General features: G+C 72.1%; 15 protein-coding genes. 9 read left to right on the top strand and 6 right to left on the bottom strand.

Annotated elements, in window-relative coordinates; genetic code table 11:
- Nucleotides 1–366 precede the first annotated feature (366 nt).
- Nucleotides 367–4,398, bottom strand: a complete 4,032-nt coding sequence (locus ACIGXE_RS18055) for a HAMP domain-containing protein (RefSeq protein ID WP_399748394.1) — start codon at nt 4,396–4,398, stop codon at nt 367–369.
- A 362-nt stretch (nt 4,399–4,760) separates the two neighbouring features.
- Between ACIGXE_RS18055 and ACIGXE_RS18050 the strand changes: the two genes are divergently transcribed.
- Nucleotides 4,761–4,988: a DUF5133 domain-containing protein gene (locus ACIGXE_RS18050; RefSeq protein WP_399748392.1), complete on the top strand. Its 228-nt coding sequence runs from the start codon at nt 4,761–4,763 to the stop codon at nt 4,986–4,988.
- A 72-nt stretch (nt 4,989–5,060) separates the two neighbouring features.
- On the opposite strand, the gene ACIGXE_RS18045 is transcribed toward ACIGXE_RS18050, so the two are convergent.
- Together ACIGXE_RS18045 and ACIGXE_RS18040 are read right to left on the bottom strand one after the other, a co-directional pair.
- Nucleotides 5,061–5,222 (bottom strand): DUF5670 family protein, encoded by a 162-nt coding sequence (locus tag ACIGXE_RS18045; RefSeq protein WP_399748390.1) that lies wholly within the window; start codon nt 5,220–5,222, stop codon nt 5,061–5,063.
- A gap of 216 nt (nt 5,223–5,438) precedes the next feature.
- Nucleotides 5,439–5,828, bottom strand: a complete 390-nt coding sequence (locus ACIGXE_RS18040; RefSeq protein ID WP_399748388.1) for a hypothetical protein — start codon at nt 5,826–5,828, stop codon at nt 5,439–5,441.
- Between the two features lie 217 nt (nt 5,829–6,045).
- Between ACIGXE_RS18040 and ACIGXE_RS18035 the strand changes: the two genes are divergently transcribed.
- Entirely contained in the window at nt 6,046–7,638 is a 1,593-nt protein-coding gene (locus ACIGXE_RS18035; protein WP_399748386.1) for an FMN-binding glutamate synthase family protein, read from the top strand.
- Nucleotides 7,639–7,754: 116 nt separating this feature from the next.
- Here ACIGXE_RS18035 and ACIGXE_RS18030 read toward each other — a convergent pair whose 3' ends face one another.
- Both ACIGXE_RS18030 and ACIGXE_RS18025 read right to left on the bottom strand, forming a co-directional pair.
- Complete coding sequence (locus ACIGXE_RS18030) at nt 7,755–8,132, bottom strand: PRC-barrel domain containing protein (RefSeq protein ID WP_399748384.1); 378 nt, start codon at nt 8,130–8,132, stop codon at nt 7,755–7,757.
- A gap of 62 nt (nt 8,133–8,194) precedes the next feature.
- Nucleotides 8,195–8,419, bottom strand: coding sequence for a DUF6458 family protein (locus tag ACIGXE_RS18025; protein WP_399748381.1), 225 nt, complete (start codon nt 8,417–8,419; stop codon nt 8,195–8,197).
- Between the two features lie 302 nt (nt 8,420–8,721).
- On the opposite strand from ACIGXE_RS18025, the gene ACIGXE_RS18020 reads away from it, so the two are divergent.
- Nucleotides 8,722–9,729, top strand: a complete 1,008-nt coding sequence (locus ACIGXE_RS18020) for a serine/threonine-protein kinase (protein ID WP_399748379.1) — start codon at nt 8,722–8,724, stop codon at nt 9,727–9,729.
- Between the two features lie 212 nt (nt 9,730–9,941).
- On the opposite strand, the gene ACIGXE_RS18015 is transcribed toward ACIGXE_RS18020, so the two are convergent.
- Nucleotides 9,942–10,544, bottom strand: a complete 603-nt coding sequence (locus ACIGXE_RS18015; RefSeq protein ID WP_399748376.1) for a TIGR03086 family metal-binding protein — start codon at nt 10,542–10,544, stop codon at nt 9,942–9,944.
- Between the two features lie 301 nt (nt 10,545–10,845).
- On the opposite strand from ACIGXE_RS18015, the gene ACIGXE_RS18010 reads away from it, so the two are divergent.
- The 6 genes from ACIGXE_RS18010 (at nt 10,846) to ACIGXE_RS17985 (ending at nt 15,750) form a co-directional block, all read left to right on the top strand.
- A complete protein-coding gene (locus tag ACIGXE_RS18010; RefSeq protein WP_399748374.1) occupies nt 10,846–12,345 on the top strand; it encodes an MFS transporter in 1,500 nt (499 codons plus the stop codon).
- Nucleotides 12,342–12,983, top strand: a complete 642-nt coding sequence (locus ACIGXE_RS18005) for a TetR family transcriptional regulator (RefSeq protein ID WP_399748372.1) — start codon at nt 12,342–12,344, stop codon at nt 12,981–12,983. The genes ACIGXE_RS18010 and ACIGXE_RS18005 overlap by 4 nt, the downstream gene beginning before the upstream one ends.
- 111 nt (nt 12,984–13,094) lie before the next feature.
- Nucleotides 13,095–13,241, top strand: a complete 147-nt coding sequence (locus ACIGXE_RS18000) for a hypothetical protein (RefSeq protein ID WP_399748370.1) — start codon at nt 13,095–13,097, stop codon at nt 13,239–13,241.
- 188 nt (nt 13,242–13,429) lie between these two features.
- Nucleotides 13,430–13,663 carry a hypothetical protein gene (locus ACIGXE_RS17995; protein ID WP_399748368.1) on the top strand — a complete coding sequence of 78 codons (234 nt, stop codon included), beginning with the start codon at nt 13,430–13,432 and terminating at the stop codon, nt 13,661–13,663.
- Nucleotides 13,664–13,865: 202 nt separating this feature from the next.
- Entirely contained in the window at nt 13,866–14,207 is a 342-nt protein-coding gene (locus ACIGXE_RS17990; protein ID WP_399748366.1) for a YkvA family protein, read from the top strand.
- Between the two features lie 265 nt (nt 14,208–14,472).
- Complete coding sequence (locus ACIGXE_RS17985) at nt 14,473–15,750, top strand: extracellular solute-binding protein (protein ID WP_399748364.1); 1,278 nt, start codon at nt 14,473–14,475, stop codon at nt 15,748–15,750.
- The last annotated feature ends 188 nt before the right edge of the window (nt 15,751–15,938 follow it).

The following is a 15,938-nucleotide window of genomic DNA, read 5'->3' as shown; positions in this document are numbered from 1 at the left end:
GGGGTCCTGCGCCCCCAGAGGGTCCGGCGTCGCCAGGGGGTCCGGCGTCGCCAGGGGGCCCTGCGCCCCCAGAGGGTCCGGCGCCGCCAGGGGCTTCCGGGCCGCCAGACGGTCCTGCGCCGCCTGGGGGTCGCCGTCGGCGTGGTGAAGGAACGGGGCGTCCGCCGCGGGCACCTCGAGTGCCGGAGCGTCTTCCCCGTCGGGGCCGGAGGTCGTGTCTCCGCCCCGGAGGTGGGGACCGGTCACTGCGACGACTCCTCGGGGAGGGCGGCCGCAGGGCCGCCGGACGGGCGGGGGCAGGGCGCGCCGGGAGGGCGCGGGGCCCGCCGCGGGGTGCGGTGCGGGCCGTTGATGGCGTTCACGGGGCTATCCGTCGTTCAGCCAGCGACTGACGCAGGCGATGAGTTCGTCGGCGTCGACGGGCTTGGTCACGTAGTCGCTGGCCCCCGAGGCGAGGCTCTTCTCCCGGTCGCCCGGCATGGCCTTGGCGGTGACCGCGATGACGGGCAGGTCCGCGTACTGCGGCATCTCCCTGAGCCGTGCGGTCGCCGTGTAGCCGTCCATCTCCGGCATCATCACGTCCATGAGGACGAGGTCGACGGCGGGGTGGGTGAGGAGCGCCTCGATCCCCTTCCGGCCGTTCTCGGCGTGCAGCACCGTGATGCCGTGCAGTTCCAGGATGCCGCTCAGGGCGTAGAGGTTGCGGGCGTCGTCGTCGACCACGAGAACGGTACGGCCGTGCAGCGTGGTGTCGACGGTCTGCGCCGCCGGGGCACGGTGTTCCCCGCGGACCAGGGGCACGACGTCGCCGGGCTGCTCGGCGGACAGGTGCAGGGCGATCCGCTCGCGCAGTTCGTCGAGGCTGGAGAGGAGCTCCAGCGGCCGACGGGCCGCCAGCTCCTGGAGGGCGCGCTCCCGGTCGGCGGCGAGCCGGCGGTTGTTGTGGGCGAGGACGGGGACGGTACGCAGGGCCTCGTCGCCGTCCATGGCGTCCAGGAAGCGCAGGGCGTCGCCGTCCCCCATGTCGACGTCGAGCACGACGCAGTGGAAGGGCTGCGTGGCGAGGGCGGTGGCGGCCTCCTGGGGCCCCACGACCGCGATCAGCTCGATGTCCTTCCGGTCGTCGGAGTGCCCGCCGTCGGCGGCGAGTTCCGTGACGGCGTTCTCCGCGACGAGCGCGAGGAGCCCCCGCGGACGCTCCTCGATCACGAGGAGCCGCCTCGTCGGCCGGGTCGAGGAGGTGCCGGTCCGGGCCGGGAGGGCGGGGGTGCCGCCCTGCTCCGGCACGGTGACCGGGGAGACCACCTGGGCGTCCGTCGTCGGGCCGGGAAGGGCGGGCGGTTCGGAGAAGTCGGGGCGGGTGACGGGCAGGTAGAGGGTGAAGGTGCTGCCCTCGCCGGGCACGCTGGTGACCGTGAGCCCGCCGCCGAGCAGATAGGCGATCTCCCGGCTGATGGACAGGCCCAGACCGGTGCCGCCGTACTTCCGGTTGGTCGTCCCGTCGGCCTGCTGGAAGGCGCCGAAGATGGCCTCCAGGTTCTCGGGGGCGATGCCGATGCCGGTGTCCGTGACGCGGAAGGCGACGACCGGGCCGCCCCGGTGGACGGTCGCCGGGAGTTCGTCGTCCGAGGCCGGTTCGATGCGGAGTTCGACGCTGCCGTGCTCGGTGAACTTGACGGCGTTGGACAGCAGGTTGCGCAGCACCTGCCGGAGCCGGGAGTCGTCGGTGACCAGGTCGACCGGCACACCGGCGGCGGTGGAGACCGTGAAGGCGAGGCTCTTCTGCGAGGTCAGCGGACGGAAGGTGGCCTCGACGTAGTCGAGAAGCCTGCGCAGTGCCACCCGCTCCGGGTTGAGGTCCATCTTCCCGGCCTCCACCTTGGACAGGTCGAGGATGTCGTTGATCAGCTGCAGCAGGTCCGATCCGGCCGAGTGGATGATGCCGGCGTACTCCACCTGCTTGGCGGTGAGGTTGCGGGTCGGGTTCTGGGCGAGCAGCTGGGCCAGGATCAGGAGGCTGTTGAGCGGGGTGCGCAGTTCGTGGCTCATGTTGGCCAGGAACTCGGACTTGTACTTCGAGGCCAGCGCGAGCTGCTGGGCGCGGTCCTCGAGTTCCTGCCGGGCCTGCTCGATCTCGAGGTTCTTGCCCTCGATGTCGCGGTTCTGCGTCGCGAGCAGGGCCGCCTTCTCCTCCAGCTCGGCGTTGGAGCGCTGGAGTTCCTCCTGCTGCACCTGGAGTTCCTCGGTGCGCGAGCGCAGTTCGCCGGCCAGTCGCTGGGACTCTTCGAGCAGTTCGTCGGTACGGGCGTTGGCGACGATCGTGCTGACGTTGACGCCCACCGCCTCCATGAGCTGCTCCAAGAAGTCCCGGTGCACGGAGGTGAAGGGGCTGAAGGACATCAGCTCGATGACGCCGAGGACCTGGTCCTCGACGACGATCGGCAGCACCACCAGGCTGCCCCGGGACGTCCGGCCGAGCCCCGAGGAGATGGTGACGTAGTCGCCGGGGACGTTCTCGGCGGCGATGGTGCGCCGGCTGCGGGCGGCCTGTCCGACGAGCGACTCGCCCAGCCGGAAACGGTCCTGGTCCTGGTCGCCGACGGGTCGGCCGTAGGAACCGACCAGCCTCAGCTCGACCCCGTCCGCTCCCTCCTCGGCCAGGTAGAACGCGCCGTACTGGGCGGACACGAGCGGGGTCAGCTCGTCCATGACGAGTTCGGCGACGACCTCCAGGTCGCGGTGGCCCTGCATGAGCGCGGAGATCCGGGCCAGGCTGGACTTCAGCCAGTCCTGCTCCTGGTTGGCCCGCGTCGTCTCGCGCAGCGAGCCGACCATCGCGTTGATGTTGTCCTTGAGCTCGGCCACCTCGCCCGAGGCCTCGACGGTGATCGAGCGGGTCAGGTCGCCCTCGGCGACCGCGCTCGCGACCTCGGCGATGGCGCGGACCTGGCGGGTGAGGTTCCCGGCGAGCTCGTTGACGTTCTCGGTCAGCCGCTTCCAGGTGCCGGAGACGCCTTCCACCTCCGCCTGTCCCCCGAGCCGGCCCTCGCTGCCGACCTCCCGGGCCACCCGGGTCACCTCCGCGGCGAACGAGGACAGCTGGTCGACCATCGTGTTGATGGTCGTCTTCAGCTCCAGGATCTCGCCGCGGGCGTCGACGTCGATCTTCTTGGACAGGTCGCCGTTGGCGACGGCGGTGGTGACCTGGGCGATGTTCCGGACCTGTCCGGTCAGGTTGTTCGCCATGGAGTTGACGTTGTCGGTGAGGTCCTTCCAGGTGCCGGCCACGTTCGGCACCCGGGCTTGGCCGCCGAGACGGCCCTCGGTGCCGACCTCGCGGGCGACCCGGGTCACCTCGTCGGCGAAGGCCGACAGGGTGTCGACCATGATGTTGATGGTCTCGGCGAGGGCGGCGACCTCGCCCTTGGCCTCCACGGTGATCCGGCGGGAGAGGTCGCCGCGGGCCACGGCGGTGGCGACCTGGGCGATCGAACGCACCTGCCCGGTGAGGTTGGACGCCATCACGTTGACGTTGTCGGTCAGGTCCTTCCACGTGCCCGAGGCGCCGCGGACGGTGGCCTGGCCGCCGAGGTTGCCCTCGGTGCCGACCTCGCGGGCGACCCGGGTCACCTCGTCGGCGAAGGCCGAGAGCTGGTCGACCATCGTGTTGATGGTGGTCTTCAGCTTGAGGATCTCGCCGCGCGCGTCCACGTCGACCTTCTTGGACAGGTCGCCGTGGGCCACCGCGGTGGCTACGTGGGCGATCGCCCTCACCTGCGCGGTGAGGTTCCCGGCCATGGAGTTGACCGAATCCGTCAGATCACGCCAGGTGCCGGAGACGCCCTTCACGTCGGCCTGGCCGCCGAGGATGCCCTCGGTGCCCACGTCCCGGGCCATGCGCGTGACCTCGTCCGCGAACGAGGAGAGCTGGTCGACCATCGTGTTGATGGTGTTCTTGAGCTCCAGGATCTCGCCGCGCGCGTCCACGTCGATCTTCTGGGAGAGATCTCCCTTGGCGACGGCGGTGGCCACCTGGGCGATGTCACGGACCTGCCTGGTGAGGTTGCCGGCCATCGCGTTGACCGAGTCGGTCAGGTCGGCCCAGGTGCCGGAGACCCCGGGCACCACGGCCTGCCCGCCCAGGGTGCCTTCCGTGCCGACCTCGCGGGCGACCCGCGTCACCTCCGAGGTGAACAGGGCGAGCTGGTCGACCATCCCGTTGAACACACCCGAGATCTCGCCCAGCAGTCCGCCCGCCTCGTCGGGCAGGCGGGTCCCGAAATCACCGTCGCGCACGGCCGTGAGACCGGCCAGGAGCTGTCGCAGCTCGGGCTCTCCCACCGCGGCCGGTCCCGGCCGCCCCCCGGCAGAGGAGCCCTTGATCGTGGTCTCAGACATGCCTCATCCTCGTTCGCCATCAGGCATTCGCTCACGGGCCATACGGACACGAGCACGCGCCGAAACCGCCTGTCCTCCCACACGGCTCCGGCCTCGACCGTTGCCGTGCGGCAATTATGACGACACTACCCCTCCGTGATCGACAGGAGGAGATCGGTGCTGGGTCAAGCGGCCGGAACCCGCCGTCGGCCGGGCCTCGGACGAGCCGGGAACAGGGGTGCGAAGCCCGTCTCGGCGGGGCGCGAGAAGCCGGCCGCCCGGCGCGCTGCGGGCCGCGGTTCCCCCGGAATACACCGCGGGAGCCCGGGTAAACGGCGCGTCGAGCCGGGCGGCCGACGCCCTGACGAAGAGGGGAAGAGCACGTGTTGATGGCCCATCCCGCGGTCCTGCGGAATCTCATCGATCAGTACGAGACCCTGAAGGTGCTCCACGCGGAGAACGGCGGCGCGGAGGTACGGCGGCGCATGGACGACCTCGCGTACACACTCTGTGTCGCCACCGGAACACGTGACGTGGACGCGGCACTGATCGCGGCCCGTCATCGACTGCCGGGCGCACGCCCCGAGGACGACTCGGTGCTGACCTCCTGAATACACGAACGAGCCCGGCACGCCCCTCGAAGGACGTGCCGGGCTCGTTCGTACCGGGGCGGGGAAACCGCCCTACCAGCGGTACCAGCGGGCCGTGCCGCCCTTCGGCCGGGCCACGAAGCCCAGCAGCCATACGACGAGCACGATCACGGCGATCCACCAGAGCGCCTTGACCGCGAAGCCGACGCCGAAGAGCAGCAGCGCGAGCAGGAGAACCAGCAGCAGGGGGACCATGTGCATCAACCTCCGGGATCACAGGTACGGGGGTATATACGGGGGGTGGCTACGGGGGGCGGCCTCGGGCAGCGCGGACGAAGGCGCTGGGGAGGGGGCGCCCCTCGGGGTGGGGTTCCTCGGGGAGGGCATCCTTGGGAAGGGTTTCCTCCGGGAGGGCTTTCTCGGAGCGCTTCCTCGGGGAGGGCATCCCCGGGGAAGAGCGACCCTGTCGCCTCAGAAACGGCGTCCGAGGAGCCGGGCCACCGGGCCGCGGCTGCGTCGCCCCGACCGTCGTCCCAGCGCGTACGCACCGGTGATCGCGGCCGTCGCACCCATGGCGGCGCCACCGGTCACCGCCTTGTGCGAGCGCACGGCGGTCCAGAGCGTGCCCCCTGTGCCGCGGGTCACCTCCAGGGCCGTACGGGCCTTCTCGGCGAACGGCGCCGGAAGGACACGCAGGGTGCCGGTGGCCGCCGGGCGTTCTCTCTCCGCCGCCCGGAGGCTTCCCTCCTCCGCCGGCCCGGCGCGGCGGTCCGCGCCGTTCGGCGGGCCGGCGCCGTCCGACGCGGCGGACGTGTCACTCCGACGGGACGGGTTCTGGTGGCTGTTCTGCGAAGCACTCATGGGGATCGTCTGGCCCGGTCCGGCCCGAACAAACCCGCGAGCCTCGTGCCGCGCCGGACTGCTCCGTGATCCTCCGCCTTCCCGTGGGGCCGCGAGGGGCGGGCGGCACCCCTCCTCCGCCGGCTCCTGCTCCTGCTCCTGCGGGTGCGCGTGCCGACGGGCGTGGGCACCGCCCGTGAGGCGCTTGGCCGGATCGATCGGGGACAGAAGGCCGGGCATGGTGACGTTTCTTCTCGTGGCCGTTCCGGCCCTGATCGCCCTGGCCACCGCGCCGGCGGCCGTCCTGGTGTCCCCCTGGTGGTGGTGCGTGGCGGGCCCGGCCCTCCTGCTCGTCGCGGTGGCGTTGCACGACCTCCTGCAGCGGCGCCACTCGGTCCTCCGCAACTACCCGGTCCTGGGGCATCTGCGGTTCGCGATGGAGGCGATCCGTCCCGAGGTGCAGCAGTACTTCGTCGAGCGGAACGTCGACGGCGCGCCCTTCGACCGGGACACGCGCTCCATCGTCTACGAGCGGGCCAAGGGCACCGACGCCGAGGACCCCTTCGGGACGGAGCTCCAGCTCGACCGCACGGGCACCGAGTACCTCGTCCCCTCCATGGCCCCGCGTCCGGTGCCGACCGAACCGCCCCGGGTCCGGGTCGGCGGCCCCGGCTGCACGAGGCCCTACGACATGGCCCTGCTCAACGTGTCGGCGATGAGCTTCGGCTCGCTGTCGGACCGGGCGATACGTGCCCTGAACGAGGGGGCCCGGCGCGGCGGTTTCGCCCATGACACCGGTGAGGGCGGGATATCGGAGCACCATCTGGCCCCGGGCGGGGACCTCGTCTGGGAGATCGGCACGGGATACTTCGGCTGCCGCACCGAGGACGGCGACTTCGATCCGCGCCGGTTCGCCGAGAAGGCCGCTCTCGACCAGGTCGCCTGCGTCCTGCTGAAGGTCAGTCAGGGAGCCAAGCCCGGCATCGGGGGCGTCCTGCCCGGATCCAAGGTCGGCCGGGAGATCGCCACGGTCCGGGGCGTCCCGGAGGGCCGCACCGTGATCTCGCCGCCGTACCACCGGGTCTACCGGACCCCTCGGGAGCTCGTGCGCTTCCTGGACCGGATGCGCGACCTCGCCGGGGGCAAGCCGGTCGGGTTCAAGCTGTGCGTCGGGTCGCGCCGTGAGTTCCTCGCCGTCTGCAAGGCGATGCTGGAGGAGGACCTCACGCCCGACTTCATCGTGGTGGACGGGGCCGAAGGCGGCACCGGTGCCGCGCCGCTGGAATTCGCGGACACCGTCGGTCTCCCCCTCACCGAGGGCCTGACGACGGTGCACCGGGCCCTCGTCGGCGCGGGACTGCGCGACCGGATCCGGCTCGGCGCCTCGGGCAAGATCGCCACCGGCGGCGACATCGTCAAGCGCCTGATCCAGGGGGCCGACTACGTCAACTCCGCCCGGGCCATGATGTTCGCCCTCGGATGCATCCAGGCCCAGCGCTGCCACACCAACACCTGTCCCGTCGGGGTCGCCACCCAGGATCCCCGGCGGGCCCGGGCCCTGGACGTCGAGGACAAGGCGCGACGGGTCCAGCGCTTCCAGGAGGCGACCGTCAAGAGCGCCCTGCAGATCATGGCCGCCATGGGCGTCGACGACCCGAGCGGTCTGACGCCCGGGATGCTCATGCAGCGGGTCGGCCCGGACGACGTACGGTCGCACGCCGACCTGTACGAGCCGCTCGCTCCCGGGCAGCTCCTCGCGTCCGCGTCGGTCCCGGCTTCGTGGGAGGACGACTGGACGTCGGCCCACCCGGACCGGTTCGCCCTCGGGTGAACGGGCGGAGAAACCCATCGGCCCGGGCAGAGCGGAGGCTCTGTCCCGGGCCGAGGGACCGTCGAGGCCGGTCGAAAGGCCGTCGAAAGGCCGGTCGAAGGACCGTCGAGGGGGCGTCAGGCGGCACCCATGCCGCCGCCCGAGAACGGACCGCCGGTCCGGTAGTACGCCGCGATCTCCTCGCGGTACTGCCGGTCGGCGAGGTGCTTGTCGGAGTGGAACTCGGGTGAGTTCTTGACCTGTTCCTTGACCAGCCCGAGGTGGACCGTCTGCGCTTCCAGGTCCACGCCGGTCACCGCGCTCGCCGGGATCAGCACCTCCTTGCCGAAGATCCAGACTCCCGTGTCCACCACCAGGTAGGCGTCGCCGACCTCGTCGGAGTGCTTGTCCACCTTTCCGATGTGGCCGTCGGCCGCCTCGACCCGCCATCCGGTGAGGTCCGTGCCCGCCAGGTGGCCGGATTCCGTGGTGTAGGCCCACTCGTGATTCGTCATCGCTGTCACTCCTCTGCTTCTCGGCATCGTGCGTGTCGGGGGGATCGAACGTCTGACCCACGTCAGAGCAGGTCGCGCCGGTCGTCCTCGGTGACCGTCGGGGCCACGGGCGGGACGACCATCCGGCGACGGCGCAGAACGCTGGTGTAGACGGCGGTGCCGATGATGCCGACCGCCATCAGGATGAGCCCGACCAGGTCGAGGTCGACCGCCTCGAGCTCCCAGTCGGACGCGAAGGTGAGAATGGCTCCGACCGCGATCAGAATGATGAACAGTCCTAGACCCATGGCTGCTCCCTCCCATGCCAGTTGGACTGCGTCCGCGTACCCGTGTTCCCCGCCTTCATGCGGACCGCCGGCGGACGCTCGCGCTCCGCCGGCCCCCGCTCCCCCGCCCGCACAGGGATGTTCACGGCCCGACGGGGCACATGGGAGCCGCGGGCCCTCGCACCGCGACGAAGGCTCACCCACCCCGCCCGTGGGGCCGGCCCCGGAAGGCCGAAGAACACCGCCAGGGAGAACCGATGCAGGTTCGAGAGAGGCTTACCCATCCCACCCGTCCCGCCCGTCCCGTCCGTCCGGATCTCCGGATGCCGGCTCGCTACGTCGCCGGCCGCTACCGGATCGACGGCCTGCTGGGCCAGGGCGGCGCGGCCGACGTGTACGAGGCCGTGGACCTGCGGCTGCGGCGGGCCGTTGCGGTGAAGATGTTCCGGCCCACGGGCAGCCGCCGGCCGACGGAGCAGTGCGACGAGGAGGGCCGGCTGCTGGCGCGGATGCAGCACCCCGGCCTGGTGACCCTCTACGACGCGGGCCTCGACGAGGACCGCCCGTACCTGGTGATGCAGCTCGTGCGGGGGACGACCTTGCGCCGGCGCATCGCCCGGGGCCCCCTCACCCCGGCCGAGACCTGCCGCATGGGGGCGGACCTGGCCTCGGCTCTCGCCCATGTGCACGCCCGTGGCGTCGTCCACCGCGACGTCAAGCCGTCGAACATACTCCTGGACCACGCGGACGCCCCGCACCTCGCCGACTTCGGCATCTCCCGCCGCTTCGACGCGCCTGTCCGCGACGATCGCGGCTCCGGCATCGCTTCCGCGTGCGGGTCGCCCGCCGATGCCGACGTGCTCATAGGCACCGCCTCCTACATGGCTCCGGAGCAGGCCTTGGGTCGGTGCGCGGGTCCCCGCGCGGATGTGTACAGCCTCGGTCTGGTGCTCCTCGAAGCCCTGAAAGGCGAAGCGGAGTACGGCGGAGCGCCGCTGGAGGCGGCGCTCGCGCACCTTGACCGCCCGCCCGTGCTTCCGCCCGGCCTGCCGGCGGAACTCGCCGAGCTGCTGAGGACGATGACGGCCCGGAAGCCCTCGGAGCGGCCGCGAGCACACACCTGCGCCCGGGCCTTGGCCGCCCTGCGGACGGCGCCGCCGCCGGTCCGCCCCGCGACCACCCCACCCACCGTCGCGCGGACCACCGGTCGTACGACCGGACGGACCGTCACACGGGAACTCGGGAACCTGTCGCCCCGCGCGAGCGTTCCGCCCGGCCCCACCGTGCACGGGCGATGGCGGCGACCGTGGCCACGCTCGGACTCACGCTGACCGGTTCCCTGGGCGGTGCCCCCGACGGAGGCGAGGCGGCCGCGTCACCGCCGGCGCCCCACGCCACGGTCGAACCCCCTCCGAGTCCGTCCGGCCGTCAGTCCGGGACGTCAGGGGTCCGGGGACCCTCGTCACGCCTCGCACGGACGGGCCGCCGCCCCGAGCCTGACGCCGTCCGGGCCGGCCGTCGCCGCCTTCACCGGCCGCTTCACTCACCGCTCCGCCTGGCCCGCGGACCAGTTCGGGTCGCGCCCGCTCAGCCCGACGGCGCGGTCGAGGAGCGGCGCCTGCTCCGGGACCTGCACCACGGTTCCGAAGATGCCGCCGCCGTCCTGCTCCTCGGCCACGGCCAGCAGGAAGGTGTGCGAGGCCCGCAACGCGGCCAGGTCGGGGGCGTAGTCCTGGCCGGTCGCCCGGGCCAGGTCCCAGCCATGGATCACGAGTTCGTCGGCGGCCACGACCCCCGCGACGTCGCCGGGCAGGTCCACGCCGCCGGCGCGGGTGAGTCCGGTCCACGCCGCGGGATCCCGCCAGGCCTCGGCGAGCTCCTCGAGGAGCCGGGGCAGCTCCGTGCGCCAGTCGGCGGGCAGGACGGGCTTGGCGCTTCCGGGAGCGACGGCCGTACTGGGCCCCAGGTCCTTGCGCGCGGCGTCCCGGAAGGCCAGGGAAAGCCCCGCCAGGTGACCCAGCAGGTCGGCCACCGCGTAATCGGGGCAGGGCGTCCGGTCGCCGAGCCGGGCGTCCGGGACACCCTCCGCGAGACGCGCCACGATCAGCGCCTGGGGTCCGAGGTCGAGCTCGGTCGTGTGGGTCATCTGCCGCTCCTCCGAGGCGTCCGCTCCGAGCTCGGTCCGGGTGAATCCGCGCTCGGTCTGCAGGGTGGACCGGCGGCGGTGTGCGAACTCATCGGTGGCTCGGGCAAGAGATCTCCCGGAGCGCCTTCAAGTTGCCCGGGGCATCGGCCTTGGCAGAGGGTGCACGCTTGTTTACCCTAGGGGTGAACGCTTGTGCACCCTCGTACACCGCTTCCCCGGATCCGCCCCAAGCCCCGCCCGCGCCGGCTCCCGGCCCCCCTTCACCGCCTCCGCAGCCCCTCCCGACCGCCTCTGGAGCACGATGGCCTCCGCGAAACCCGCGTCCGGCACCGCACCCGGCCCCGCTCGTCGGCGGCTCGTCGTCCCCGTCCTCGCCTTCTGCGGCGTGGTCGTCGCCGTCATGCAGACGCTCGTCGTGCCACTGCTGCCGCACGTGCCCGAGCTGACCGGGGCGAGCGCGAGCGCCGCGGGCTGGCTCGTGACCGTCACCCTCCTCACGGGCGCGGTGTTCACGCCCCTGCTCGGCCGCGTCGGCGACATGTACGGCAAGCGGCGGGTCCTGCTCGCCTCGCTCGGGGTGCTGACGCTCGGTTCGGCGCTCTGCGCGATCAGCTCCGACATCGGCGTCCTGATCGCCGGCCGGGCCCTCCAGGGCACGGCGCTCGCGGTGATCCCGCTCGGCATCAGCATCATCCGCGACGAGCTCCCCGCCGAGCGCGTCCTGCCCTCGATCGCCCTCATGAGTTCCACGCTCGGCATCGGCGCGGCGATCGGAATGCCCGTGGCCGCCCTCGTGACGGAGGACTTCGACTGGCACACCATGTTCTGGGCATCCGCCGCGCTCGGCCTGACCGACCTGCTGCTGGTGCTGTGGATCGTGCCGGAGTCACCCGTGCGCTCCCGAGGACGCTTCGACGTGCCGGGCACGCTGGGCCTCACCGCCACCCTGGTCGGTGTGCTCCTGGCCATCACACAGGGCTCGGGCTGGGGCTGGACCTCCGCGCTGACGCTCGGTCTGCTCGGCGCCTCCGTGGGCGTGGGGCTGATATGGGGCTGGTACGAGCTCCGTACCCCGTCCCCGATGGTGGACCTGCGGGTGTCCGCCCGGCCCGCCGTGCTGCTGACCAATGTCGCGGCCCTGCTCGTCGGCTTCTCGTTCTACGCCAATTCGCTGGTGACCGCCCAGCTCGTGCAAGAGCCCACGAGCACCGGGTACGGCCTCGGCGCGTCCATCGTCGTCAGCGGACTCTGCCTGCTGCCCGGCGGGCTCGCGATGGTGGCCCTGTCCCCCCTCTCGGCGCGGATGTCCGCCGCGTACGGGCCCCGCACCGCGCTGGCCGTCGCGGCGCTGGTCATGGCCGTGGGGTACGGGGTGCGCTTCTTCACCAGCCACAGTCTCTGGCTGATCGTCTCCGGTGCCACCGTGGTCTCCTGCGGCACCGCCCTCGCGTACTCGGCGCTGCCCGCCCTCGTCATGCGGGCCGTGCCGGTGAGCGAGACCGCGTCGGCCAACGGCCTCAACACCCTGATGCGTTCCGTGGGCCAGGCCTGCTGCAGCGCCGTGGTCACCGCCGTGCTGGCCCGCCTCACCTTCCTGACGGAAGGGGGGTCGGCACCGACGCTCCACGCCTATCTGCTGATCTTCCTCATCGCGGCGGGAGCGGCCCTCGCCGCCCTCGTCGCCGCCCTGTTCCTGCCCTCCGACCGGCCGCGCCAGGACACCCCGTGCGACGCCGACGCCCGCCCTGGCGTTACGGTCGCGGTGTCACCGCCCACCAGCGCCGCCCCGGGAAACGCATGAACACCGCCGACGAACCCACCCCTTCGGCCTCCGACGGAGCGGAGGGAGCCGACCGCCGAGAGGCCGGGGACGCCTCCGCGGACGGAGGGGAGGGGAGCCCGGAGACGGGACGCGAGGCCATCGTCCGCGCCGCACGACGGGCGTTCACCCTCAAGCCGTACGCCGAGGTCACCATGCGCGGCATCGCCGCGGCCGCCGGGGTGAGCCCCTCCTTGATCGTCAAGCGCTTCGGCAGCAAGGAGGCGCTGTTCAACACGGTCGTCGACTTCCGCCCCGCCGCCGATGTTCTCTTCGCCGCCCCGCTTCCCGGCCTCGGCCGGCACCTGGTCCTGACCATGGTCGACCTCCGCGACCGGCTCCGCGGCGATCCGCTGCTGCGGGTGGTGTTCTCCCTCGGCATCGAGGACGAGCGCACCCTGCTGCGCGCCCGCTTCCGCGAGCAGGTCACCGACCGCCTCGCCGGCGTCCTCACCGGCCCCGACGCGCGGCTGCGCGCCGAACTCGTCGCCGGCCAACTCCTGGGCCTGGGCGCCACCCTGAGCCTCCACCGGCCCGACGGCGCCACCGCCCACACCTCCGCCGAACGACTCGCGGACCTCTACGCGCCGGGCATCCAGCACCTCGTCGACGGGAGCTGAGCAGCGCCGGAAGGCGCCAGGCAGCGCGTGTGCGCTCCGGACGGAGCGGGCCGGGCATCGTTGCGGCGTCGCCGGGTAAGCGGTCCGTACGCACGGCCCGAGGAGGATGACATGTCCGGATTGATCACGCGTCTGATGCGATACACCCGCACCCCGCAGGGGCAGCGGGCGGTCGCGACGGTCCGCCGCGCCGCCGCCGACCCGCGGAAGCGCGCCCAGGCCCGCAGCCTGCTCGGACGGCTGCGCGGGCGCAGGTAGCGGTCGCGGTCGCGAGGCGGGAAGGCCCTCGGTGAAGGTCTCCCGGCAGCAGCGCGCGCCGGTCACGACGCGGCCCGCCGCAGAACGCCGGCCTCCCCGCATCCGACCGGACCGGCCTGGCCCGCATCCCGCCGGTCCGTCCCTCGTTGGGCACGCCGTACCGGTTGTGACATTCGGAAGGCGGACCCATGAAGTCCAGGATCGTCGGTAGCGTGCTGTTGGCCGGGGCTTTCGCCCTCGGCTCCGCCGGGGTGGCCATGGCCGACGGCCCCGGCGACGGTGACGCACCCGCGCCGCGGCCCGCGGCGGCGGGCGACCTGTCGGACGCGCCTGTGACGGCGTCGCAGAGCGTCCCCACGTTCAATCAGGTGCCCCTGTCGGGCAACTCGCTGTCGCCGCTCGGCACCCTGCTCGGCGGCTGACCGCTCGTCATACGTCGTCGCGAGCCTGGCTGTCCGGCTCCCCGCCGCTCCGACGGTCCACGGCGAACCACGTCCGTGCCGCCGGGGCGGGCGGGCCGGCGGGTCCGACGAGGCCCGGGCAGCAGCCGGCCTCGCGCCCTAGCCTGGAAAGCCGCCGCCGCCGATCGGCGCGGACGGGACGTCACGAGGCCAGGAGAGCAGCGTGGACAAGACCCTGTGGATCGCCGTGGCCGTGGTTCTCGTGCTCGTGGTGGCGGGACTCGCGGTCTTTCTGCTCGTACGCGTCTTCCAGGCCCGCAAGCTGCTGCTGGACGCCGGTGTCCCGTTGCAGTCCAAGGCCCTTTTCTGGGCGGCCGTCGTCTACACGGTCTTTCCGGTCGACCTGATCCCCGACCCCGTCTACCTGGACGACATCGGCGTCCTCCTGGTCGCCCTGCGGGCGCTGCACACCGCGGCCGCCAAGAGCGGGGTGGGGACGGAGAGCTGGCCCGAGGACCCGGACACCCCGACAGGCGGTGCCGCGAGGGTGCGGCCGCCTCGGTGAGGGTGGTCTCCGTCGGCGGCCCGCACGGTCGGCAGCTGCCGACGGCTCCTTCGTCCATGCCTTCGTCAATGCTCCTTACCGGAGTCTCGCTGGACATCGTGGCGGGTTCTACGCGCGTCGAAATCAGCGGCCGTATATCGGAAGACACCATTCGGAATTGACCGAGTTGGAGCTAGCGCACAACCGCTCGGTAGGGGGCGAAATAGGCCTCGGAGCAGGAGAGAATTTCGGACGCACTGTCGAGAAAAGATCAGAGGAAACACCCGTGCGACCAAGACTCTTCGGCCTGACCGCCTCCGTGGCCGCAATCGGACTGCTGGGTTCCCTCGTCACCGCCTGCGGCTCGTCCGAGAGCGACGGGACGACGCTGCGTCTCGTGGCCCCCGAGTACGGCGACGGCCCGGCGACCAGCTCCAAGGCGTACTGGAACAAGCTGACCACCGCGTTCACCGCCGCCCACCCCGGCAAGAAGGTGGAGGTCACGCTGTACCCGTGGGCGGACGTCGACCGCGAGGTCACCCGCATGGTCCAGGAGGACAACGCCCCCGACGTGGCCTTGATGGGCGCGTACTCCGACTTCGCCGCGCAGGGCCGGCTCTACGCCGCCGGTGAGCTGCTGTCGGTCAGGGCGGAGGCGAACTTCCTGCCTCCGCTCGCGGAGGCGGGTTCGGTCGGCAACACCCTGTACGGCCTGCCCTTCGTGGCCAGCAGCCGTCTGCTCTTCTACAACGAGGAGCTGTTCGACAAAGCCGGGGTGAAGGCGCCGAAAACCTGGTCGGAGCTGAAGAACGCGGCCAAGGCGCTGAAGAAGGAGGGCGTGCTGTACCCGTACGCTCTGCCGCTCGGTCCCGAGGAGGCCCACGCCGAGGCCCTGATCTGGGAACTGAGCAACGGCGGCGGCTACACCGACATCAGCGGCGGCTACAGCATCGCGTCCGAGTCGAACACGGAGACGTTCCGCTGGATCAAGGAGAACCTCGTCGTGCCGGCGCTCACCGGCCCGGTCCCGCCCGCCGAGCTCAACCGGCAGGACGCCTTCGCCGCCTTCCTGCGCGGTGATGTCGGCATGGTCAACGGCTATCCCTCCCTCCTTCACGAGGCGAGGGCCAAGGGCATGAAGGTCGGCACCGTGAGCATGCCGGTGTCGGACACCCTGAGCAGCGAAGCGGCCCCGCCGTCGGCGGGCGTCGCCGACTGGATGATGGCCTTCAGGCACGAGGGCAACCGCGAGCTCGTCGGGCAGTTCCTGGACTTCGTCTACGAGGACAAGAACCTCATCGAGTTCGCCGGGCGCTACCACCTGTTGCCCGCGACGGTGTCCGCCACGGAGGCCTCCGAGGACGCGGCGGCGGATCCCAGCGCCGAGCAGTTCCTGACCGCACTGCGCGTCTCCCGGCTCTACCCGGTCAACGAGCCGTCCTGGCTGCAGGTCAGCGACACCATCAAGCGGAACATCGGCAAGGCCGTCGCGCCGTCCGCCGACCCGAAGATCGTGCTGGAGGACATCGCCCAGCAGGCCGAGGACATCGCGAAGCGGAGGTAGCGGGCTCCCGGATCTGCGGTGACGACCTCCTCCCCTCCCCGCCCCCACTCCGGGATCCCTCCAGACGCACCCCTGCCCGCTCCATCCGGCGCCTCTCCGCCCGTCCGTTCTCCCCCCTCCCCCTTCCCCTCCCCCTCCCCCTCCCCCGTGCCCCCGCCCTTGCCCCCGCGCCGGACTCCCTGCCCGGC

Source organism: Streptomyces sp. NPDC053431 (assembly GCF_044544925.1).
In the GTDB taxonomy this organism is placed as follows: domain Bacteria; phylum Actinomycetota; class Actinomycetes; order Streptomycetales; family Streptomycetaceae; genus Streptomyces.
Note: the sequence above shows the minus strand (reverse complement) of the source record. Positions and strands in the feature narration are given on the sequence as shown.